The organism is Nonomuraea sp. NPDC004186 (assembly GCF_053603495.1).
On the sequence record NZ_JBSGFQ010000007.1, the window covers coordinates 1 to 21,175 of the forward strand.

The window sequence follows — 21,175 nt, forward strand, 5'->3', positions numbered from 1 at the left end:
CGGTTTGGGGAGCCCGCGCGACCCCTAAGATCCGTTCCATGCGTTCCGCGATCTTAGGCGGCCTCGCCGCCTCTTTCCTGCTGGTCGCCACGGCTCCCGCCGTGGCCGCCGCCCCCGCCAAGCCGCTGACCCCGGATCAGTTGAGCGAGGCCCTGATCACGCCCGGCGACCTGGGCGAGCAGTACACGGAGAACCCGAAGCACATCCGTGAGGCGCTGGACTCCGAGTCGGCGCACACGAAGAAGTGCCGGAGCGCCATCAAGGCGCTGAAGCCCATTCTCACGAGCAAGGCGGCGGCCTTCATCGACGAGGAGGGCAAGCCGTCCGGCGTCAAGCAGTTCCTGATCAGCGGGACTCCCGCGCGGCTGGCCCGCTGGGAGCCCGTGGGCAAGGTCATGGTCCGCGACTGCTCCGGGGTCAAGGCGAACTCCGGCTCCTCCAAGGCCGGCATCACCAAGCTCTCCATCGGCAAGTTCGGCACCTGGGCCTACGGGATCAGGCACCGCAAGACGATCCCCGCCCTGAACTCCAAGCCGAGTTTCGCGGCGGACGTCGTGCTCATCGGGACCGGGAACAGCGTCATGCTGCTGGTGAGCGACGGGTTCTTCGGGACGTTCGACCCGGGCCTGAGCAAGCGGGCGGCGAAGGTGGCCATGCGGAAGCTGCAGGACGCCCAGGCGACCGCCGCCGAGTAGAGAAGGACGGTTCCGGCGTGTCGGGGGCGCCGGGTTCAGCCGATCACCGTAGCCGGCCGATCAGCGTGACCAGCCGATCAGCGTGACCAGTCGATCAGCGCCAGGAGGCGGTCGGACTGGGCGCGGTCCGCGGCGGTCAGTGCGATGCCTCTGACCAGGGTCAGCAGGTCGCGTACGTCGAGATCCGCCCGTACGGCGCCGGCCCGCCTGGCCGCGTCCAGCAGGCCCGAGGCCGTGGCGAGCATGGACGCGTGCCACTGCGCCACCAGCGCGGTGGCGCCGCTGTCGCCGGTGACCGCCAGGGCCAGGTCGCGCTTGGAGGCGATGTGGTCCATGAAGAGCCGCAGCCATTCGTGCAGCGCCTGCGCCGGCGACCCGGCGGCCGACAGGGTCTGGCCGCGGGCGCACAGCTGGGCGACCTCGTCCGCGTAGACGGCGACCAGCAGATCCGTACGGGTGGGGAAATGTCGGTACATGGTGGCGTTGCCGACCCCGGCCCGGCGGGCCACGTCGTCGAGCGGCGCGTCGGTGCCGCGTTCGGCGAAGACCTGCGCGGCCGCGGCCAGCAGCCGGTCGTAGTTGCGCTGCGCATCCGCCCGGCGAGGACGCGATCCCATCCTTCTCCTGCTAAGTGGGGAACTCCCCATCTAGTCTAGTCACGCCAACTAAACGGGGAGTTCCCCACTTAATGCGGGAGGCAGGAATGGCAGCGACGGCCGGTGAAGTGCATCGGAGCATCATCGAGCTCTACGGGGCCGGGCGGATCGACGAGGGGCTGGCGCTCGTCGACCCCGGCGTGATCGACCACCGAGGCGGCTCGGACGGCGACCACCACGGGCTGGCGGCGTGGAGGGAGAAGTGGGAACGGGCCCTGTCCGGCGGGACGGGCTTTCATGACATGTCCGTCACGGTGGAGCAGAACATCTCCACCGATGACCTGTCGACCAACGTCTACCTCAGCCGCGGCACGCACACCGCCTCGGGGCGTCGCTACGAGGTGCGGGGAATGGACATGATCCGCGTCAGGGACGGCAGGATCGTCGAGCACTGGGCCATCAGGGACTCGGTGGCCATGCGCCACCAGCTCGGCCTGGGTCAGTGATACCGGTGCACCAGCCGCAGGCCCGCCTCCACCAGCACCCAGCCCAGGCGCACCTCCACGGCGCGGACCACCGAACCGCCCGGGCGACGACGCTCCACACCGGGCCGCAGCTCACCCACCCAGGCTCGCCGCCGCATGTCGGCCCCCAGCTCACCCACCCGGGCTCGCCGCCACATGGCGGCCCTCAGTTCGCCCGCGCGGGCGTGCCGCCGCGCGTCGGCCCGCAGCTCACGGGCTCGCGCCCGCTCCACGAACAGATACAACTCCGGATACATCACACCCTCCTCGGTCAGGTCCGGAACGGGAAGCCGTACGTGTGCACCGCCACGTTCTCGCGACCCTCGACGTCGCCCGCCTCGCGAGCGTCCTTCCCGTGTGCCCGCCACTTCCCGATGACCTCGTTGATCTCGTCGCCCAGCCGCTGCAGCTCCTCCGCCGTCAGCGAGAGAATGCGCTCGGAACTGAAGACCGCGTTGCGCCAGTCACCGGGCCAGGCGTGCTGGGTGTCGAGGTAGCTCTCATACATCTCGTTACGCTGGCGGGCGTATATGCGTGTCACCGCGGAGTGGACGGCCGCGCTCTCAGGGGAGTCGCGAAAGTCCTCGTCCCTGGTGCTGATGCCGTCGTCTGCCGGTCGCCACCAGCGCTCCCGCGCGTCGCCGCGCGCCTGCGCCTCCTCGATGAGGCCGTGCGTGGCCAGCTTGCGCAGGTGGTAGCTGACCAGGGAGACGGCCTCGTCGACCTGGCCGGCGAGCTGGGAGGCGGTCGCCGTGCCCGTCACCTTGAGCGCGCGGTAGAGCTTCATGCGCAGCGGATGCCCCAACGCCTTGAGCGTGTCGAGGTCCTTGATCCGACGACTCTCCTCGGTGGCCATGGAACCACCATAGAAGCGAAAGAAAATTTGCGCAAATAAATTTTCGTATCGGGGGGTAGGGTGAGGGGCATGGCGACGTTCGCACTGATCCACGGGGGCGGCGGGTCCGCGTGGGACTGGCATCTGCTGGAGCCCGAGCTGCGCGACCGCGGGCACGACACCGTGGCGGTGAGCCTGCCGGTCGAGGACGAGTCCGCCGGCCTGCTCGACCACGCCGACGCGGTGGTGGAGGCGGTCGGAGGCCGGCGCGACCTGGTCGTCGTGGCGCACTCGTGGGGCGGCTTCGTGGGGCCGCTCGTCTGCGCCCGCACGCCGGCCGACCTTCTGGTGCTGGTCACGGCCATGATCCCGGCCCCCGGCGAGCCGCCGTCCGACTGGTGGGGCAACACGGGGTTCGGCTCGAAGGACATGTCCGACCCGATCGGCCTGTTCCTGCACGACGTGCCCGGAGACGTGGCCGAGGAGCTGCTGACCAGGTCACGGGACCACGCGGACAAGGCCATGGGAGAGCCGTGGCCGCTCGACGCGTGGCCCGACGTGCCGACGAGATTCCTGCTGTGCCGGGACGACCGGTTCTTCACGCCCGATTTCATGCGCGGGGTCGTACGCGACCGGCTCGGCATCACGCCCGACGAGATCGACGGCAGCCACGCCCCCATGCTGGCCCGGCCGAAGGAGCTGGCCGACCGCCTGGAGGGTTACCTCACCGGCAGGTCGTAGACGCGGCGCACGCTGCTGCCGAGCCGGGCCACGTTCGCCCCGTACACGTGGATCGACAGCCCCACCTCGTCGCTGGTGTTGCGGACCTTGTGGATGTCGCCGGGCGGCGCGAACCCGCTCACCTCGCCGGGCCCGTTGTCGACCCGCCCGATCTCGACCAGATGATCGCCCATGTCGCGGTAGAGGGTCTCGTGCTCGATCCCGCTGACGATGCCGAACGCGCACCACGACACGTGGTCGTGGATCTGCGTCTCCTGGCCGGGACGCCACACGACGCTCACGATGGAGAAGTCCTCCTCGCAGTGGAGCGGGCGGGACACGTAGCCGTCGGGCGAGCCCTCGCGTTCGCGCGGCGTGAGGATGTCGAGCCCGGGAAGCCGGCCGCGCAGCAGGTCCGCGACGGCGAACGCGGTCTCGGCGCGACCGAGCCGCCGCGCCACGATCTCGGAGACCCCGGTCACGAGCGCGTCCAGGCCGGGCCGCGCGGCGGTGGTGGCGGCCATATTCATGGTGTCCCCCTAGGGAAAGCAGACAATCATCCTTCCCCTTCTACGGTGCTACACCGCAACCGATAGGTCCAACAGAAGTTATCTGGCCCATTCATAGATACGATCGATGAATGCTGGATGTCGTGCGCCTTCGCGTTCTCGTCGCGGTCGCCCGTAAGGGCTCGCTGACCGCCGCCGCCAAGGAGCTCCACTACTCGCAGCCCTCGGTCAGCCACCACCTGGCCCGGCTGGAGGCGGAGACCGGGGCCCGGCTCGTCCAGCGCGTCGGGCGCGGCGTCAGGCTCACGGAGGCGGGCCGGCTGCTCGCCGAGCGGGCCGCCGAGATCATCGGCCGTCTCGACGCCACCGCCGAGGAGCTCGCCGCGCACGTGGGGCTGCGTTCGGGGCGCGTACGGCTGGCCGCGTTCCCCTCGGCGCTGGGCACGTTCATCCCGAAGGCGGCGGGGCTGCTGTCGGCCGCTCATCCAGGGCTGCGCCTGCAGCTCACCGAGATCGAGCCGCCGGAGGCGCTCAGGCTGCTGCGGTCCGGGCGGGTGGACGTGGCCGTGATCTTCCGGTACGACGACACCGCGCCCGAGGACGGCGACATCCGCATGATCCACCTCCTCGACGACCCCAGCTACCTGGTGGCCAAGGGTCCGGCGGGCGGGCTGGCCGACCACGCGGACTCTGCCTGGATCGCGGGATGCGACCGGTGCAGGAGCCACTTGCTGGAGATCTGCGAGAAGGCGGGATTCACCCCGCAGATCTCGTTCACCAGCGACGACATCGTGGCCGTGCAGGCCCTGGTGGCGGCCGGGCTGGGCCTGACCATGCTGCCGGGGCTGGCGCTGCGGGCCCACCGCAACCCGGACGTGCAGGTGGCCGAGGTGCCCGGCTCGACCCGGCACGTGTACGCCGCCGTCTACGGCGAGCCGCCCCACCCACCGGCCACGGAGGCGCTGCTGGCGGCGCTGCGGGAAAGTCTTTTGACGCCGCCTCTACGATGACCCCATGCCGGAAATTTCGACTCTCGCGCTCTTCTGCGTGGCCACTCTCGGCCTGCTCGTGGTCCCCGGACCGGCGGTCCTCTACATCGTCACCCGGAGCGTCACGCAGGGCCGTGCCGCGGGCGTGATCTCGGTGCTCGGCGTGCACACGGGCTCGCTCGTCCACATCGCGGCGGCGGCGCTGGGCCTCAGCGCGCTGCTGGCGGCCTCGGCCACGGCGTTCACCATTGTGAAGTACGTGGGCGTGGCCTACCTGCTCTGGCTCGGCGTACGCAAGCTGATGCAGCGCGAAGAGGGCGAGCAGGTGCTGGAGCTGCGCGTGCAGTCGAAGCGGCGGCTGTTCTGGGAGGGCTTCGTGGTGAACGTCCTCAACCCCAAGACGGCCCTGTTCTTCCTGACGTTCCTGCCGCTGTTCACCCACCCGGAAGCAGGGCCCGTCGGCCCGCAGATCCTGCTGTTCGGGGCGCTGTGGCTGGTGCTGGGGATGGCGTCCGACGGCGCGTACGCGATGCTCTCGTCGGCGCTGGCGGGCCGGCTGCGCGGGTCCGCCCGTGCGCGCCGCCGCCTGAACGTGGGCAGCGGGCTGGTCTACCTCGGGCTGGCGGCCTGGCTCACAACCGAGAAGGCCTGACAAGCCAGGAAATTTCTGGCTCATAGTGCGATAGTGAGATCAGATCAGGGGGACGGCACGTCGGGACGTAGCTAAGAGGCGGACCTCATGGACACGCCACCGCACCGCCTCGGGCTCGAACGGGTCGTCGAGGTCTACTCGGGTCACGACGACCTCGTCGGCGTGACCGGCTCCGGCTATGCGATCGGTGCCGATCTGGTGCTGACCTCCGGCCTCGTGGTGGCCCACGGGCTGCCGTGCCAGGTACGCGCGGCCGATTCGGGCCACTGGGCCGAGGCCGAGCAGGTATGGCGCGGGCGGGCGGGCACGGTGCTCCTGCGGGTCGCCGGAGCCCCCTGGGCCGGCGTCCCCGGCATCGAACACGTCCGCTGGGCCAGGGTGGCCGCCTCCTCGGGCGCGGCAACGGGCTTCAGGGTGCGCTGCGTGGCCAGAGGGTTCCCGTGGCTGGGGCGGCGGGCCGGGATCCGGGACGCGGAGACCGTGACGGGCCTGGTCGACGCCCCCACCGGCGCGGTGTCGAAGGTCCTGGCGGTCAGCGTGCTGAGCCCCGGGCCCGAGTCGCCGCCGGGCGCGCTCACGCGGGGCCTGTCGGGCGCCGTCCTGCTCGCCGAGCCGGCCGGGCAGATCATCGGCGTGGTCGCCGCCGGCCCGTCCGGGACCGCGCCGCACGAGCTGGACGCGGTGCCCGCGACCGCGCTGCTGGGCGACGAACGGTTCTGCGAGCTGGCGGGCGTGGCGCCCGGCCGGATGGAGACCGTGGCGGAGGACGACCCCTCCGTGATCATCGCCGACCTCCTGACCCCCGCCCGCGAGAGGCTGCCCCAGGACTGCTCCGACTGGACGCTGCTGATGGCGCGGCACGCGGTGGTGCCGTTCCTGGGGAGGGACGAGCAGCTGGCGGACCTGCGCTCGTGGGCCGCCGAACCGGCCGCCCTGTCGATCGCGGTGCTGACCGGCCGGAGCGGCACGGGCAAGACGAGGCTGGCGGGCGAGCTCTGCGCGGAGCTGGCCGAGGCCGGGTGGGACACCGGATTCCTGCCGCTGGACTCCGCAGGCGGCCCGCTGACCGGCCGGGCCCTGGAGGCGTTACGCCCGACCCTGCTCGTGGTGGACCATCCTGACCCGTCCCCGCCCCTGGTGGGCGAGCTGGTACGGCGCCTGGCCAAGCACGGGCGCAACCCCCGCGTACGGCTCCTGCTGCTGGCCCGCGAGCTCGGCGAGGCGGACTGGTGGCGGCGGCTCGACACGGCGGCCGGCGGCTGGCTGAGACGGCTCACCTCCACGACGGTCCAGCTCAACGCCCACCCGCTCACCCTGGCGGAGCGCACGGACCACGCGCTCGCCGCCATGAAGGCCTTCGCCCCCAGCCGGGCCGCGCTGCCCGCCCCTCCCCGCCTCGACGACCCGGAGTACGGCCTCCCGCTCCACGTCCACCTGGCGGCCCTGCTCCGGCTGTGCGACGACGAGCACCCCGCACCCTCCCGCGACGGCGAACCGCCCGCGCACGCACGCGACCGCGACGCCGACCTGCGCACGCAGCCGATGCGGCCGCACGGGGACGGCCTGCTCCACCGGTTCCTGGCGCGGGAGAGCGACCAGTGGGCCCGGGTGTGGCCCGCCGAGCACGAACGCGTGGACGACGTGACGGCACGCCAGGCCGTGGCGGTGCTCACGCTCACCGCGCCGGCGCCTGCCGAGCTGCCGGGCCTGCTGACGGCCGTACCCGGACTGCGTGGCGGGACCGGGCTCCACGGGCACACCACGAACGCGGCCCGCTGGCTGGGCGCCGTCTTCCCGAGCGGCGAGCTGGGCCCCGACCTCGTCGCCGAGGAGCTCCTGGCCGAGACGGAGGGCCTGGACGAGCTCGTGCTCGCCCTCCACGATCACGAGGGCCGCACGGTCCACCACCTCGTCCACCTGCTGCACGTCCTGCGCCTGTCCGCCGACCGGGCGCGGGTCGGGTCGGCGCTGCGCTCCCTGGTCGGGGCCAGGATCGGCGCGATGGTCACCGAGGCCGCCGCGAACCCCGCCACCCGGCTCGGGGACCTGCTCAACGCCGCCCTCACGCTGTTCCCCGCCGACCGGGAGCTCGCCGAGGCCGCGTCCGGCCTGCTGGAGAGCGGGCGGGGCGGGGCGCTGGGGCTGCGGGCGTTGCACGTCACCCTCGGCGAGCTGGCCGTACGGCATCGCCGGGCGAGTGGCGAGCGGATCGCGCAGGCCGCGGGGTTGACCTGGCTGTCCGGGCGGCTGGTGGCCGTCGGGCGGGTCGGCGAGGCGGTCGTGGCGGCGGCGGAGGCCGTCGAGATCTACGCGGCCGCTCCCCCGTACGAGGCGGCGGCCGGCCGGGCGGAGGCGCTGTTCAGCCTGGGGGCATGCCTGCTGCTGGCGGGTGAGGCCGGTTCGGCGCTCAAGCCCGCGCAGGAGGCGGCGGCCAGGTTCCGCATCCTGGCCGAGGAGGACCCTGGGTACGCGGCGGAGGCGGCGCGGGCGCACCACAATGTCGCGTGCGCGCTGCTGGAGCTCGGGCGGCTGGACGAGGCCGTGGCGGCGTTCGAGGCGGCGGGCGGCGACGCCGGCACCGCGATGCATCTGACGGCGCTCACCTCCGCACCCCCGCAGTCCGTCACCTCATGGCCGGGGCCCGAACCGACCACGCAACCACGCGTGCGCCCCCACTCGATCTTTTCGCCTTCGCCGGATCCTGGGGCCGGGTTCCGGCCGGACGACACGCCGCCGATGAGGTTGCTCGCCGCCCCGGCCCTCACGCCACCTCCCGGAGCGCTCCCCATCCCGACCGTCGCGCCACCTCCCGGAGCGCTCCCCATCCCGACCGTCGCGCCACCTCCCGGAGCGCTCCCCATCCCGACCGTCGCGCCGCCTCACGGCGCGCTCCCCGTCGCGGCCGTGGGGCCGCCCAAGGGGACAGCCGAGCCGGTGCCGGTGCCCGGGCCGCTGGTGCCGTTCGAGGAGGCGGACGGCGGCGCGCTGCCCGAGCTGGCCGCCTGCCTCGCCGTCGCCATCACCGCGGCCGTCAAGGGCGTGGCCCCCACGAACACGGATCTGGCCCACCACCTCCACCTCCTGGCCGCCTGGCTCGAAGGGCAGGGCAGGCCGGCCGACGCGGTCGTCCCCGCCTCGGAGGCCGTCGTACGGCTGCGCGGCCTCGCCGCCCAGGAACCCGGCCTGCGGTCCATGCTCGCCGACGCCGCCGGGCTGCTGGCAGGGCTCCATGCCCGGCTGGACGACCTGGACGCCGCCGTGCGGTCCGCCGCCGAAGCCGTACGCAACCTGCGTGCTCTGGTCGCCTTGGAGCCCGACGAGCACGGTCACACCCTGACGGGGCAGCTGCTGGAGCTGGGCGAGCTGCTGCTGGTCGACGACCGGCCCGAGGCGGCGCTGGGGCCGTTGCAGGAGGCCATGAGCGTGGCGGCCGACCGGCGCCCGGCCACGGAGGCGCGCGCCAGGCGGCTGCTCGGCCTGTGCCTGGACGAGCTCGGGCGGCCCGCCGACGGCCGGGCACAGCTGGAGCTCGCCGCCGAGCTGTACGGCGGGCTGAGCCCCGAGGACCTGACGGCCGAGAACGGCTCCCCCGCGCGGCACGCGTCCGAGGCGCGAGCGCGAGCCCGACGGCCGGAGCCGGCGGGCGGCCATATGGGGGGCCGGCCGTGGTTGCCGGAACCGGCCACCGGTCGCGTGGGTGGCCGGCCGTGGCTGCCGGAACCGGCCGCCGGTCGCGTGGGTGGGCGGCCGTGGCTGCTGGAGCTGGTCACCTCGCGGCCGGAGGAGGCCGTGGTCAGCGCGGAGCGGCGGCTGGTGGAGTGCCGGCAGGCGGCCGAGGGGGGCGGCACGCCGGAGATACACGCCTACATCTCCGCCCAGGCCGTGCTCGCCCGGGCCTGGACGGACGTGGGGCGGGCCGGGGACGGGCTCGTGCTCGCGACGCAGGCCGCCGAGCTGCTGAGCCGCCACCCCGTACCGGACGCGCCACAGCGCGAGCCCGGCCCGGAGCGGCCGCACGCGATCGCCGTGGGGATGGTGGCGGCGGCGCTCGGCAGGGCGCTCGTGAGCCTGGGGCGGGCCGAGGAGGCGAGGCCGCACCTGCGCACCGCCGTCGAGTCCTACGAGCCGATGGCCGAGACGAGCGTCGTGTTCCGTACGGAGCTGGCCGAGCTGCTGATCCTGGAGACGGCCGCGCTACCCCGGGCCGGCGCGGAGGCTGCCGCCGACCGGCTCGTCGAGCTGTACGACGGGCTCGTCTCGGAAGGGCTCGCGACCGCCTCCGCCCTCGCCGGGGCGCTGTGCCTCCAGGGCGGCGCCCGCTTCGCCGGGCAGGACGTCGAAGGCGCACTCCGGTCGGCCACACGGGCCCTCGATGTCATGACGCCGGCCGACGACCGGGTGCTCGCCGCCGCCTGCCTGGAGCTCGCCGGCCTGTGCCTGGCCGAGCTGCACGATCCCGGCGCGGCCGGGCCGAAGCTGGCCGAGGGCGTCGAGCTGATGACCGACCCGCCGCCGGAGCTCGCCGGCGTGCACCTGCCGGCTCTCGCGCGGCTGGCCAGGATGCGGGTCGAGGAGGAAGGACCGGCTGCGGGCATCGCCCTCTACCGCCGGATGCTCGACACGCGACCGCTTCCCGGGACGGATGTGCTCGGAACGCTCATCGAGGAGGTCTCCGGCTTCCCGGGCGACCCGTCCGAGCTGCTTGCGTCACTCGCGTCCTTCACGGACGCGCTGGAGCGGGAGGTGCCGCTGAGCGGCGGTGGCGGCGCCGAGGTGCACGACCGGTACGGGCGCTGCCTGACGCGGCTCGGCGCAGCCGCGAAGGAAGGCACGGCGCAGGAACGTGCGGCCCAGGAAGGCACGGCGCAGGAAGACGCGGCGGTGCTGTGCGCGGAGCTGGCCGTCCGGGTCTACCGAGGGCTGGCCGCCTTCTCCGACGACCACCGCGGACGGCTCGGCCTGGCGCTGGCCTCGCTCGCCCGGCACGGCCAGGCCGAGCCCGCCGTCCTGGAGCAGGCCGCCTACCTCCTCGCCGGGCAGCCGGGCGACGTGCTGGCGGACGTCCTCAACCGCTACGCCGTCCTGCTGCTCGAACAGGGCCGCCCCGTGGAGGCGCTGGCGCACTGCGAGCGGGCCGCCGACCTCTGCGACGAGCTCGACGACCCGGCCCTGGCCGGCGTCACGTACGCCCGGCTCGGCGCCGCCCTGGCCATGCTCGAACGCCCCCAGGCCGCCCTGGAGGCGATCACCTGGTCCCTGGCCGAGCTGGACCGAGCCCCGGAAGCCGGCCCGGAGCTGCGCCGCGTCCGGGCTCAGGCGATCCAGGTGCGCGGGCGGGCGCTGCGGGCCGCCGGCAGGGAGCAGGAGGCGCTGGAGCACCTCATGGAGGCGTTGCGGCTCTACACGGACCTGTCGGAGCAGCGGGAGGCCGCCGAGACCGCCGCGGTGATCGCCGACGACCTGCTGGCCACCGGGCGGCCGGAGGAGGCCGCCGAGTACGCCGGGATCGCCGCCGCCGGACAGCCGCCGGGCACGCTCAAGCACACCCTGGCCACCCAGCGGCTCGTACGGTGCCACATGATGCGCGGCGAGCTCGCCGAGGCCAACGCGCTCGTCGAGGAGCTGATCCCGCGGGCCCGGCGGTCGCCGGACGATCTCACGTACCAGGCCGTGCTCGCCGACTCCCTGGCGCAGAGCTCCGAGCTGCTGCCCCTGCTCGGGCTGGACGAGGGGACCGAGGCGGAGGCCAGGGCCCGGGAGGCCATCGGCATCTACGACGAGCTGCTGACCACCGGCGTGAACGCGCAGGCCCTGCACACCAGCCGGGCGGGCGCCTGCCTCACGATGGCGTCCGCGCTCAGGATGCGGGGCCTGGCCGCCGAGGCGATCCAGCCGCTGCGGGAGGCGGTGGCGGCGCTGGAGCGGTTCGGCCCGGGAAGCATCGTGGAGCAGCGCTCCGGCCAGGGGAACCCGACGCAGCGCGAGCTGCTGTCCAGGGCGATGCTCATGCTGGGCGACGCCCTCATGGAGGCGGGCCGGGCGCTGGAGGCGGGGCTCGTCTTCCACCGCGCCACGCAGGTGACCCGGGACGAGCTGTCCAGGGCCGTGGCGCACGCCCGGCTCGGCCTGTGCCAGCAGGAGCTGGGCAGGGACGACGCCGCCGACGCCGCGCTGCGCGTCTCAGCGGGGCTGCTGCGGGACCTGACGGCCCACGACGGCGTCCCCGACCTGCTCCGCGACGTGCTGCGGGGCAGGCTGACGCTGCTGGAGAAGACGGGCAGGCGCGACGAGACGGCGGCGATCGAGGAGGAACTGCAGCGGCTCTAGGCGTCGCTGGCCTGGACCGTCTCGCGGGCCCACCGGTAGTCGGCCTTGCCGGCCGGCGAGCGCACCATCTCCTCCACGAACGCGTACGTACGAGGCACCTTGTACCCCGACAGCAGCGTCCTGCAGTGCGCGTCCAGCTCCTCGGCCGTGACCTCGACGCCCGGCCGCGGCTCCACCACGGCCGCGACCCTGTTCCCCCACCGCTCGTCCGGAACCCCGGTCACCACCGCGTCGAACACCGACGGATGCCCCTTGAGCACCGCCTCGACCTCCTCGGGGAACACCTTCTCCCCGCCGGTGTTGATGCACTGCGAGCCGCGGCCGAACACGTTCACGGTCCCGTCGGTGTCCACGGTCGCCAGGTCGCCGGTCAGCAGCCAGCGGGTGCCGTCCGCGTCGGTGACGAACGTGCGGGCCGTCTTCTCGGGGTCGTTGTAGTAGCCGAACGCCACCCGCCCGGCCCTGGCGACGGTCCCGAGCTGCCCGGAGCCGGGCTCGACGGGCCGGTGCCGCTCGTCGAGCACGGCCAGCTTGACCACGGAGTTCGGCTGGTAGCGCAGGCCCTTCTCCGGCGAGGACCCGGCCACGCCGGACGCGGTGAAGCCGGACTCGGTGGAGCCGAAGTTGTCCAGGATCCCGATGTTCGGGAGTGCCTTCTGGAGCCGGTCGCGTACCGCGCCCGACAGGATCGCCCCGGTCGAGCTGACCACGAACAGCGACGAGACGTCGTAGCCGCCCTTCTCCAGCGCCTCGGCCAGGGGCCTGGCCATGGCGTCGCCGGTGATGTTCATGGTGAACACGCGCTCGCGCTCGACCGCGCGCCACACGTCCTCGGCGTCGAACTTGCGCACGTACACCATGGTCGCGCCCATCCACCAGGCGATGAACGTGGCCATCTGCGCGGCCCCGTGCATCAGCGGCGGCGCGGCCATCATGACCATCGGGCCGGCCTTGACGGCCTCGTCGATCACCTCGCGCGGGGTGGCGCGCGGCTCGCCGTACGGATTGCCGCCGCCGAAGGCCATGAACAGGTCCTCGACCCGCCACATCGCCCCCTTGGGCATGCCCGTGGTGCCGCCGGTGTAGATGATGTAGACGTCGTTGCCCGAGCGCGCCGGGAAGCCGCGCTCCGGCCGCCCGCGCTCCAGAGCGGTCTCGTACGGCACCGCCGCGCCGATCGCCGACGGCCCGCCCACCGAGATCAGGTGCTCCAGCAGCGGCGCCCGGTCCGCCACGGCGGCCACCCGCGCGTCGAACTCCACGTCGTAGACCAGCGCCCGGATGTCGGCGTCGCGGTAGAGGTAGAGCAGCTCGGACTCGACGTAGCGGTAGTTGACGTTGATCGGCACGGCCCGGATCTTCAGCGCGGCCAGCAGGCCCGCCACGTACTCGACGCCGTTGTAGAGGTGGAGGCCGACGTGCTCGCCGGGCTGGACGCCCAGGTCCATGAGGTAGTGGGCGAGCCGGTTCGACTCGGCCTCCAGCTCGGCGTAGGTGCGCCGGTCCGGGCCGCAGACGACGGCGGTCCTGTCCCCGATCGCGTCCGCGAGCCCTTCGAACAGGTCAGCGTGGTTGAACTCCATCAGGGTCTCTCCCGTCCGACGATCCACATCGCGAAGAACTGGGCTCCCCCGCCATAGGCGTGGCCGAGCGCCGTGCGGGCGCCGTCCACCTGGTGCTCGCCCGCCATCCCGCGCACCTGCAGCGCGGCCTCGGCGAACCTGATCAGTCCCGACGCCCCGATCGGGTTGCTCGACAGCACCCCGCCCGAGGCGTTCCACGGGGTGTCACCGTCGAGCGCCGTCGCGCCCGACTCGGTGAGCTTCCACCCCTCCCCGTCCGCCGCGAACCCCAGGTTCTCCAGCCACATCGGCTCGTACCAGGAGAACGGCACGTACGTCTCGGCCACGTCGATCTGCCGCCGCGGGTCGGTGATGCCGGCCTGGCGGTAGACGTCGGCCGCGCAGTCCTTGCCCGCCTGCGGGCTGACCGTGTCGCGCCCGGCGCGGAAGATCGGCTCGGAGCGCATGGCGGTACCGTGCACCCAGGCCGGGGTGCCGGTGACCTTCGACTCGGACGACAGCACCATCGCGCAGGCGCCGTCGCTGGACGGGCAGGTCTCCAGGTAGCGGATCGGCTCCCACAACATCGGCGTGGACTCGACCATCTTCTGGTCGATGCCGGGGATCTTGAGGTGCGCGTACGGGTTCTTGAGCGCGTTGAGCCGGTCCTTGACCGCCACCAGCGTCCCGATGTGATCGGGCGCGCCCGATCTGCGCATGTACTCGCGGATGTGCGGCGCGAAGTAGCCGCCCGCCCCCACGACCAGCGACGCGTTGAACGGCAGGTGCGTGGACAGCGCCCAGGTGGCGTTCGACTCCGACTGCTTCTCGAACGCCACCACCAGCACCCGGTCGTGCACGCCGCCCTGGATGAGGCTGGCGCCGACCAGCGCCGTGGAGCCGCCCACGCTGCCCGCCGTGTGCACCCGCATCATCGGCTTGCCCGCCGCGCCGAGGGCGTCCGCCAGGTACGACTCCGGCATCATCACGCCCTCGAACAGGTCCGGCGCCTTGCCGATGACCACGGCGTCGATGTCCTTGAACGACAGCCCGGCGTCCTCCAGCGCCCGCAGCGCCGCCTCGCGCACCAGCCCGGCGATCGACACGTCCCTGCGCTTGGTCGTGTAGTGCGTCTGCCCGACGCCGATGACCGCACAGCGGTTGCCCATGTCACGCCTCCAAAACGGTGACGAGGTTGTGCTGCAGGCAGGGCCCGCCCGCGGCGTGCCCGACGGTGCGGCTCGCGTCGCCGTCGAGGATGCGCCGCGCGGCCTCGCCGATGCGGATGAGGCCTGTGGCCATGACGGGGTTGGCGGCCAGCGGGCCGCCGGACGGGTTGATCACCGTTTCGCCGGGCAGCTCCAGCGCCCGACGCAGGATGATCTCCTCGTGCGGGAACTGGGCGTGCAACTCGGCCACCTCGACGGGCCCCTTGCCGACCCCGGCAGCCCGTGCGGCGTCGGCCGCGGAGGCCGACGCGGAGAGATCGCGCATGCCCAGGTAGTGGGGCTCGATGCGGTGGGCGATGCCCCTGATGTAGGCCGGGTTCGGGCACAGCTCCCCGGCCAGGTCACCGGCCGCGAGCACGATCGCCGCCGCGCCGTCCGTGATGGGCGGCACGTCCGTCTTCTTGAGCGGTTGCACCGCGAAGTCCTCGCCGTCCGGATCGGGCAGGTCGAGCGCGTACGGGTTGGCCCGCCCGTCCGCCCGGCTCCTGCGGACGATCTCGTCGAGCTCCTTGCGGTCCGCGCCGACCGCGCCGGCCTGGAGCGCGGCGTAGGAGAGCAGGTCGAGGCCGAGCGGCGCCAGGTAGTAGGGGTCGAGCTGGACCGTCATGATCGTGTTCAGGTCGCCGAGCGACGACTTGCCGAACCCGTAGACCAGGGCCGAGTCGATGTCGCCGTGCTGGAGCCGGACCCACGCCTCGTACAGGGCCCAGGCGCCGTCCATCTCCACGTGGCTCTCCGAGATGGGCGGCCAGGCGCCCAGCGCGTCGAGGGCCGACACGAACGAGAACGGGGCGCCCGCGAGGTAGTCGCAGCTGCCGGAGCAGGTGAAGCCGAACCTCTTGAGCCCGGTGCGCTCCTTGACCTCGTCGATCACGGGCAGGATCAGCTCGGGCTCGGTCTGCCCGGCGTCGTGGTCGGTATGCCGGGTCTGGGCGAACGCGACGATCGCGACATCTCTCATGACAGCTCCACGTCGGGCTCGCCGGTGGGGGCGAACCAGCGGATGTTCGACATTGACGCCGTACGCTCGCTCTCCGGCACCCAGACCGCCCTGACCCGCATGCCCTGGCGCACCTCGTGAGCGGGTACGTCCCCGATGAGCGCGATCATGGGGATATCGGCGTTGTCGAGCAGGATGTACGCCGACACGAACGGCACCTGCGGGGCCCGGGGATCGGGCAGGTTGTTGATGGCGAACGTGGTGATCGTGCCGGTGTCGGGCACTTCGAGCGTCTCCGCGATGCCGCTTCCGCATTCGGGGCAGGACTGGCGGTAGGGCACGTACACCTTGTCGCAGGTCTCGCACCGCCCGCCGAGGAAGACGCCGCGCCGGACGCCCTCCAGGAAGACGCGGAGCGCGCCGCCCGCCTGGAGGCGGTACTCGGCGCGCACGTTGGAGACGATCTTCGTGACCTCGGGGGCGAAATGGGAGATGTCGCGGATGTGGCCGGTGGGCCGGTCGCTCCAGACCGGCCAGACGCGTGCTCCTGCGGCCAGCGCCTTGGCGTTGCCCGCGTCCACGGCGTGGAGCAGCGCGGTGTCGGCGCCGTCCAGCTTGATCAGCGCCCAGGCGAAGGGGCGGTCGAGCGGGTGGCCTTCGAGCGGCTCGTCCACCCACGCCCAGGTGGTGACCGTGCCGGCCGGACCGACCTCGACGTACTCGGCGGTCACCGGCTCGCCGGTCGCGGGGTCGTACTCCAGGGGCGGCACGAGCACCTTGCCCTCGTTCGTCCGCACCCCGACGATGCGCCGGCCGCGCAACTCGCTCAGGAATCGGCCGATCACGGGGCCTGTGGTTCTCGTGTAGCCGCCCGGGAACTCCAGGACGTGCTGGGCGACCAGCGGATCAGATGGCACGGTCTCGTCCCTCCCAGTACGGGGCGCGGAGCTTGCGTTTGAGCAGCTTGCCGTTGGGCTCTCGGGGCATCTCGGCGATGAAGTCGACGCTCTTGGGCCACTTCATCCTGGACAGGCGGCCCTCCAGCGAGGCCAGCAGCTCGCGGGCCAGCTCGGGGCCGGGCTCGACGCCCGGCGCGGGCTCGACCACGGCCTTGATCTGCTCGCCCCACTCCTCGTCCGGGATGCCGAACACGGCCACGTCCGCCACCTTCGGGTGGATCATGAGCTCGTTCTCGATCTCGGCGGGGTAGATGTTCGCCCCGCCGGAGATGATCATGTCGGCCTTGCGGTCGCAGAGGAAGAGGAAGCCGTCCTCGTCCAGGTATCCGATGTCCCCGACGGTGAAGTACTCCTTGAGCCGGTTCGCGGCGGTCTTGGCGGGGTCGCCCTTGTACTCGAACGGGACACCCATCATCTTCATGTAGATCGTCCCGGCGGTGCCGGTCGGCACGGGCTCGCCCTGATCGTCGGCGATCAGCAGCTCGCTGATGGGCCAGGCGTTGCCGACCGTGCCCGGATGCGCCTTCCAGTCCTCGGGCGTGGCCAGGGTGCCGCCGCCCTCGGTGGCCGCGTAGTACTCGTACACGCAGTCGCCCCACCACTCGAGCATCGCCCACTTGACCGGGACCGGACAGGGGGCGGCGGCGTGGATCATCCACTTGAGCGAGGACAGGTCGTACCTGGTCCGGGTCTCCTCCGGCAGCGCGAGCAGCCGCTTGAAGTGGGTCGGGACGAGGTGGGAGTTCGTGACGCCGTGGCGCTCGCAGAGCCGGAGCAGCTCTTCGGCGTCCCACTTGTCCATGTAGACGAGGGTGTGTCCCATGTGCAGCGCGGTGCCGCCGAACTGGGTGACCGCGGTGTGGTAGTTCGGGGAGGTGACCAGGTGGGCGTTGGGGCGGCCCGGGGTGATGCCGAACAGTCCGAGCAGGAACGTCATGAGCTCGGCGGAGTCGTCCGGATCGAGGCCGTTCAGCCGGCGCTTGACCCCTTTGGGCTTGCCGGTCGTGCCCGAGGTGTAGTGCATGGTGGCGCCCGCGGTGCGGCCCTCGGGGGCGGTGTCCGGTTGGCCGTCGGTCAGCTCGCCCACCTGGCGGAAGCCATCGGCCCCGCCTTCTACGGGGCCCTCCCCGACGAGGAAGCGGCGGTGCGGCTCGATGGCCTCGGCCGCCCTGGCGCCCTCCTCGATGTAGCGGGGGTGCACGAAGAACGCCTTGGCCTCGCTGTCGGAGACGATGTACGCGATCTCGGGGCCGGTCAGATGCCAGTTGACCGGGGTGTAGTACCAGCCGGCCTGCATGGCGGCGAGATAGAGCACGAGCCCGTCGGCACCGTTCGGCACCAGGCCGCAGATGCCGTCGCCGGGCTGGAGCCCGAGCCCGCGTAAGCCGTGGACGAGGCGGTTGGCCCGGGCGAGCAGATCGCCCGCGCGATGCTCCGTGCCGTCGGGGTCCACGGCCGCGATCCACTCGGGATCCGCCTGCGCGAGCCTCCAGAAACCGAGCGTGCCCATCTGAACTCCCAGGAGTCGTGGCGCGAGCAAAACAGGAACCTGTTCTCGTTTGCTGCTGGGAGCGTATCCTGGGGCCGAAGTTCGTAGCAAGCGCTTGATTAGACACTTCGGAGGCGTACGTGGAGCTCCTGCCGATCAGCACTCCCCACTGCCGGATCGAACGAGACGGCCATGTCCTGATCGTCACCATGAACCGGCCGGAGGCGCGCAACGCGCTCTCCTCGGACATGCTGATCGGCCTGGCCTCGGCATGGGCTTACGCGTCGGCCGAGGCCGGGATCAGGGTGGCGATCCTGACGGGCGCGGAGGGCACGTTCTGCGCCGGGGCCGACCTCAAGGCCATGGGGCAGCCGTCCACGGACCCGGAGGTCCAGGCCAGGGCCGCGCAGATCCCCAACTTCCACTGGAAGGGCCTGCTCAGGGAGGAGCTGCCCACCAAGCCGATCATCAGCGCGGTCGAGGGCTACGCGGTGGCGGGCGGCACGGAGCTGCTGGTGGGGACGGACCTGCGGGTGGTGGCGGAGTCGTCCACGCTGGGGCTGTTCGAGGCCAAGCGGGCGCTCTTCCCCATGGGCGGCAGCGCCGTACGCCTGCCCCGGCAGATCCCGTACTGCCACGCCATGGACCTCCTCCTGACCGGCCGCCCGATCACGGCGGCGGAGGCGCTGTCCATGGGGCTGGTCAACCGCGTGGTGCCCGACGGCCAGGCGCTGGCCTCGGCCCGGGAACTGGCCGAGGACGTCGTCTCCTCGGGGCCGCTCTCCGTGCAGGCGATCCTGCGTACGTACCGGGACACCCTGGGCATGCCGGAGCCGGAGGCGCTGAAGGTGTCGGACGAGATCGGCTGGCCGGTGATCGGGTCGGAGGACGCCAAGGAAGGCACCCGGGCCTTCCGCGAGAAGCGCCCCCCGACCTACCACGCGCGTTAGTCGCCGGTGAGGCGCTCCAGGCGTTCGAGCGCCTCACCGTACTCCTCCACCAGGCCGAACATGACGTCCTTGGTCGAGCGGACCTGGTTGGTGATGCCGATGACCTGGCCGGCCGGGAAGGTGGCCAGGTCCGACACGTCGGAGCGGCCGATGCGCCGCAGGGCGTCCGACACCAGCATGAACTGCAGGGGCATCGGCAGCGTGCCGGGCGACTCCTCCGACTCCCACGCCTCCGTCCAGGCGTTCTTGAGCAGCCGCGCGGGCTTGCCGGTCCAGCTGCGCGAGCGGACGGTGTCGCGGGAGGTGGCCTCCAGGATGCGGCGCTTGGCCATCTCCGGGGTGTCGGCCTCCTCGACCGTGAGCCAGAGCGAGCCGGTCCAGACGCCCTCGGCGCCCAGCGCCATCCCCGCCGCCATCTGGCGGCCGTTGCCGATGCCGCCGGCGGCCAGGACGGGCACGTCCACCGCGTCCACCACCTGCGGGATCAGCACCATGGTGGAGATCTCGCCCGTGTGGCCGCCGGCCTCGGTGCCCTGGGCGACCACGACGTCCACGCCGACCTCCACCTGCTTGAGCGCGTGCCGGGGCGTGGAGGCCAGGGCGGCGACCTTGACCCCGTGCTCGTGGGCGAGGTCCACCACGTCGGCGGGAGGCGGGCCGAGCGCGTTGGCCAGCAGCGCGATGGGGTGCCGCAGGGCGACCTCGACCTGGGGGCGCGCGGTGGCGTCCGTCCAGCCGAGCAGCACCTTGCCGGGGTCCGCGTCCGACGACAGCGGCGGGACCCCGTGCTTGGCCAGGAGGTTCTCGACGAACCCCCGGTGGCCGTCGGGGATCATCGACTGCAGGCGGCCCACCAGCTCCTCGGGCGCGAAGTCGGCGCCCTCGTAGGAGGCGGGCATGACGACGTCCACGCCGTACGGCTTGCCGTCCACGTGGTCGTCGATCCACTTGAGCTCGGTCTCGAGCTCCTCGGGGGTGAAGTAGAGCGCACCGAGCACACCCATGCCGCCGGCGCGGCTCACGGCCGCGACCACGTCCCTGCAGTGGCTGAAGGCGAAGATCGGGAGCTCGATTCCGAACATGTCCGTGACACGTGTCCGCATGAGCCGACCATAAGCCGCGAAACCAGCGAACTGCAACGCGTTCTATCCTAGAACCTTTGCTCTAGTCACGAGTTCGGCCCGGCTGCTCGCGCAAGCCGGGCCGAACTGCAACCTGTTCCAGCAGTTACGCGTCGACCGGCTCCTTGACGACGGCGCGCGGCGTGCGGCGGCGGGCGACCACCAGCGCGGCGCCGAACGCGAGCAGGCCCGACGCCAGCAGCGCGATGGGGATCGTGGTCTTCACCAGGGTGATCTGGTTCTTGGCGTCCCTGGCCGTGGCCACCAGGTTGGAGATGGTCTTCGGAGTGAAGGAGGCGGTGGCGACCAGGGCCTTGGCCCGCTCGACCCCGTCCTGGCTCTTGAGCGTCTCGTTCCTGCTCACTTCCTGCTTGACCGGCGCGCCGCTGGTGGGCTCCACCCAGTACGTGTCCACGCCCTCGTACCAGCGGTCGACCTGGACGTCACCGGTCCCCGTCATCCCCATCATCGAGGCGGGGGCGCTCAACGTCGCGATCTTGGTCGGCGGCACCTTCAGCTGGAACTTGTAGACGGGCAGCCCGTCCACGGTGTCCTCGCCGGCGAACGTCGCGTCGAAGGCGTGCTTGGCCGTCTGGTTGAAGTACTTGTAGGTCTTCTTCTCCACGCCGAAGGGGAACAGGTAGATCTGCCCCTCCAGGGTCACGGGCTCCTTGTTGACGCTCACCCCGCAGCAGTTGACGCCCACGCCGGTGTGCCGGTCGAAGGCGCTGCGCCGCTCGGAGATGTTGATCTGCGGCTTGTTGTTGGTGACGTCGTCCACCACGGTGAACTCGTCCCAGACGACGCGGGAGTCGGTGGCCTGAGAGACGTCGCCGCGGGTGGTGACCAGCATCTTGAGGTTCGCGGTCAGCACCTTCCCGTCGGCGACGGAGAAGTACTGGGACGACGGGGCCTCGAGCTCGACGGTGCTGTACTGGCCCGCCGGCGCGGAGATGACCCGGTCCGCCGCCCAGAATTTCACCATTCCTGCGAGGACCACCAGAAACGCACCAACGGCGACGAGAACGAGTACAGGTGTGCGCTGCATTCAAGATCCTCCTGGCGTCGAAGGTGCGAG

At 72.2% G+C, this 21,175-nt stretch carries 18 protein-coding genes; 7 read left to right on the forward strand and 11 right to left on the reverse strand.

Features of this window, described 5'->3' with window-relative positions:
- The first annotated feature begins 38 nt into the window (after positions 1 to 38).
- On the forward strand, positions 39 to 695 hold the full coding sequence (locus tag ACWEPL_RS07490; RefSeq protein WP_452435498.1) for a hypothetical protein: 657 nt from the start codon (positions 39 to 41) through the stop codon (positions 693 to 695).
- Between the two features lie 77 nt (positions 696 to 772).
- On the opposite strand, the gene ACWEPL_RS07495 is transcribed toward ACWEPL_RS07490, so the two are convergent.
- A complete protein-coding gene (locus ACWEPL_RS07495) occupies positions 773 to 1,312 on the reverse strand; it encodes a TetR/AcrR family transcriptional regulator (protein WP_363962562.1) in 540 nt (179 codons plus the stop codon).
- A gap of 86 nt (positions 1,313 to 1,398) precedes the next feature.
- On the opposite strand from ACWEPL_RS07495, the gene ACWEPL_RS07500 reads away from it, so the two are divergent.
- Positions 1,399 to 1,797 carry an ester cyclase gene (locus ACWEPL_RS07500; RefSeq protein WP_452435499.1) on the forward strand — a complete coding sequence of 133 codons (399 nt, stop codon included), beginning with the start codon at positions 1,399 to 1,401 and terminating at the stop codon, positions 1,795 to 1,797.
- Here ACWEPL_RS07500 and ACWEPL_RS07505 read toward each other — a convergent pair.
- Positions 1,791 to 2,072 (reverse strand): hypothetical protein, encoded by a 282-nt coding sequence (locus ACWEPL_RS07505; protein ID WP_452435500.1) that lies wholly within the window; start codon positions 2,070 to 2,072, stop codon positions 1,791 to 1,793. The two genes, ACWEPL_RS07500 and ACWEPL_RS07505, sit on opposite strands and share 7 nt — an antisense overlap.
- Before the next feature lie 14 nt (positions 2,073 to 2,086).
- Entirely contained in the window at positions 2,087 to 2,671 is a 585-nt protein-coding gene (locus tag ACWEPL_RS07510; protein ID WP_452435501.1) for an ArsR/SmtB family transcription factor, read from the reverse strand.
- A 69-nt stretch (positions 2,672 to 2,740) separates the two neighbouring features.
- Here ACWEPL_RS07510 and ACWEPL_RS07515 point away from each other — a divergent pair, with 69 nt between their 5' ends.
- Entirely contained in the window at positions 2,741 to 3,391 is a 651-nt protein-coding gene (locus ACWEPL_RS07515; RefSeq protein ID WP_452435502.1) for an alpha/beta fold hydrolase, read from the forward strand.
- Here ACWEPL_RS07515 and ACWEPL_RS07520 read toward each other — a convergent pair.
- Complete coding sequence (locus ACWEPL_RS07520) at positions 3,370 to 3,900, reverse strand: cysteine dioxygenase (protein ID WP_452435503.1); 531 nt, start codon at positions 3,898 to 3,900, stop codon at positions 3,370 to 3,372. The genes ACWEPL_RS07515 and ACWEPL_RS07520 overlap by 22 nt on opposite strands.
- A gap of 110 nt (positions 3,901 to 4,010) precedes the next feature.
- Here ACWEPL_RS07520 and ACWEPL_RS07525 point away from each other — a divergent pair, with 110 nt between their 5' ends.
- The 3 genes from ACWEPL_RS07525 to ACWEPL_RS07535 all read left to right on the forward strand — a co-directional run bounded on the left by ACWEPL_RS07525 (position 4,011) and on the right by ACWEPL_RS07535 (position 11,847).
- Positions 4,011 to 4,889 carry a LysR family transcriptional regulator gene (locus tag ACWEPL_RS07525; RefSeq protein ID WP_363962557.1) on the forward strand — a complete coding sequence of 293 codons (879 nt, stop codon included), beginning with the start codon at positions 4,011 to 4,013 and terminating at the stop codon, positions 4,887 to 4,889.
- A 4-nt stretch (positions 4,890 to 4,893) separates the two neighbouring features.
- A complete protein-coding gene (locus ACWEPL_RS07530) occupies positions 4,894 to 5,520 on the forward strand; it encodes a LysE family translocator (protein WP_363962556.1) in 627 nt (208 codons plus the stop codon).
- 87 nt (positions 5,521 to 5,607) lie between these two features.
- Positions 5,608 to 11,847, forward strand: a complete 6,240-nt coding sequence (locus ACWEPL_RS07535) for a tetratricopeptide repeat protein (RefSeq protein ID WP_452435504.1) — start codon at positions 5,608 to 5,610, stop codon at positions 11,845 to 11,847.
- Here ACWEPL_RS07535 and ACWEPL_RS07540 read toward each other — a convergent pair.
- Genes ACWEPL_RS07540 through ACWEPL_RS07560 form a run of 5 tightly spaced genes read right to left on the reverse strand, consistent with a single transcriptional unit; the run spans position 11,844 to position 18,047 of the window.
- Positions 11,844 to 13,430 (reverse strand): acyl-CoA synthetase, encoded by a 1,587-nt coding sequence (locus ACWEPL_RS07540; protein WP_452435505.1) that lies wholly within the window; start codon positions 13,428 to 13,430, stop codon positions 11,844 to 11,846. The two genes, ACWEPL_RS07535 and ACWEPL_RS07540, sit on opposite strands and share 4 nt — an antisense overlap.
- Positions 13,430 to 14,578, reverse strand: a complete 1,149-nt coding sequence (locus tag ACWEPL_RS07545) for a thiolase domain-containing protein (RefSeq protein ID WP_363962553.1) — start codon at positions 14,576 to 14,578, stop codon at positions 13,430 to 13,432. The genes ACWEPL_RS07540 and ACWEPL_RS07545 overlap by 1 nt, the downstream gene beginning before the upstream one ends.
- Before the next feature lies 1 nt (position 14,579).
- Positions 14,580 to 15,599, reverse strand: a complete 1,020-nt coding sequence (locus ACWEPL_RS07550) for a thiolase domain-containing protein (protein WP_452435506.1) — start codon at positions 15,597 to 15,599, stop codon at positions 14,580 to 14,582.
- The gene (locus ACWEPL_RS07555; RefSeq protein WP_363962552.1) at positions 15,596 to 16,495 is read right to left on the reverse strand and encodes a Zn-ribbon domain-containing OB-fold protein; all 900 of its coding nucleotides are present in this window, start codon (positions 16,493 to 16,495) and stop codon (positions 15,596 to 15,598) included. The genes ACWEPL_RS07550 and ACWEPL_RS07555 overlap by 4 nt, the downstream gene beginning before the upstream one ends.
- Entirely contained in the window at positions 16,485 to 18,047 is a 1,563-nt protein-coding gene (locus ACWEPL_RS07560) for an acyl-CoA synthetase (protein ID WP_452435507.1), read from the reverse strand. Before ACWEPL_RS07560 ends, ACWEPL_RS07555 begins: the two co-directional genes overlap by 11 nt.
- A gap of 119 nt (positions 18,048 to 18,166) precedes the next feature.
- On the opposite strand from ACWEPL_RS07560, the gene ACWEPL_RS07565 reads away from it, so the two are divergent.
- Complete coding sequence (locus tag ACWEPL_RS07565; protein ID WP_364244029.1) at positions 18,167 to 18,976, forward strand: crotonase/enoyl-CoA hydratase family protein; 810 nt, start codon at positions 18,167 to 18,169, stop codon at positions 18,974 to 18,976.
- On the opposite strand, the gene ACWEPL_RS07570 is transcribed toward ACWEPL_RS07565, so the two are convergent.
- Positions 18,973 to 20,079: an NAD(P)H-dependent flavin oxidoreductase gene (locus tag ACWEPL_RS07570; RefSeq protein ID WP_350728481.1), complete on the reverse strand. Its 1,107-nt coding sequence runs from the start codon at positions 20,077 to 20,079 to the stop codon at positions 18,973 to 18,975. The two genes, ACWEPL_RS07565 and ACWEPL_RS07570, sit on opposite strands and share 4 nt — an antisense overlap.
- A gap of 124 nt (positions 20,080 to 20,203) precedes the next feature.
- Positions 20,204 to 21,145, reverse strand: coding sequence for a DUF3068 domain-containing protein (locus ACWEPL_RS07575; RefSeq protein WP_363962548.1), 942 nt, complete (start codon positions 21,143 to 21,145; stop codon positions 20,204 to 20,206).
- Between the last annotated feature and the right edge of the window lie 30 nt (positions 21,146 to 21,175).

Coding starts and splice junctions, on each gene's coding strand:
- ACWEPL_RS07550 (WP_452435506.1), bottom strand. CDS start 15,599: ATGAGAGATGTCGCGATCGTCGCGTTCGCCCAGACCCGGCATACCGAC.
- ACWEPL_RS07545 (WP_363962553.1), bottom strand. CDS start 14,578: ATGGGCAACCGCTGTGCGGTCATCGGCGTCGGGCAGACGCACTACACG.
- ACWEPL_RS07525 (WP_363962557.1), top strand. CDS start 4,011: ATGCTGGATGTCGTGCGCCTTCGCGTTCTCGTCGCGGTCGCCCGTAAG.
- ACWEPL_RS07490 (WP_452435498.1), top strand. CDS start 39: ATGCGTTCCGCGATCTTAGGCGGCCTCGCCGCCTCTTTCCTGCTGGTC.
- ACWEPL_RS07510 (WP_452435501.1), bottom strand. CDS start 2,671: ATGGCCACCGAGGAGAGTCGTCGGATCAAGGACCTCGACACGCTCAAG.
- ACWEPL_RS07520 (WP_452435503.1), bottom strand. CDS start 3,900: ATGAATATGGCCGCCACCACCGCCGCGCGGCCCGGCCTGGACGCGCTC.
- ACWEPL_RS07505 (WP_452435500.1), bottom strand. CDS start 2,072: ATGTATCCGGAGTTGTATCTGTTCGTGGAGCGGGCGCGAGCCCGTGAG.
- ACWEPL_RS07535 (WP_452435504.1), top strand. CDS start 5,608: ATGGACACGCCACCGCACCGCCTCGGGCTCGAACGGGTCGTCGAGGTC.
- ACWEPL_RS07570 (WP_350728481.1), bottom strand. CDS start 20,079: ATGCGGACACGTGTCACGGACATGTTCGGAATCGAGCTCCCGATCTTC.
- ACWEPL_RS07515 (WP_452435502.1), top strand. CDS start 2,741: ATGGCGACGTTCGCACTGATCCACGGGGGCGGCGGGTCCGCGTGGGAC.
- ACWEPL_RS07560 (WP_452435507.1), bottom strand. CDS start 18,047: ATGGGCACGCTCGGTTTCTGGAGGCTCGCGCAGGCGGATCCCGAGTGG.
- ACWEPL_RS07530 (WP_363962556.1), top strand. CDS start 4,894: ATGCCGGAAATTTCGACTCTCGCGCTCTTCTGCGTGGCCACTCTCGGC.
- ACWEPL_RS07575 (WP_363962548.1), bottom strand. CDS start 21,145: ATGCAGCGCACACCTGTACTCGTTCTCGTCGCCGTTGGTGCGTTTCTG.
- ACWEPL_RS07540 (WP_452435505.1), bottom strand. CDS start 13,430: ATGGAGTTCAACCACGCTGACCTGTTCGAAGGGCTCGCGGACGCGATC.
- ACWEPL_RS07495 (WP_363962562.1), bottom strand. CDS start 1,312: ATGGGATCGCGTCCTCGCCGGGCGGATGCGCAGCGCAACTACGACCGG.
- ACWEPL_RS07500 (WP_452435499.1), top strand. CDS start 1,399: ATGGCAGCGACGGCCGGTGAAGTGCATCGGAGCATCATCGAGCTCTAC.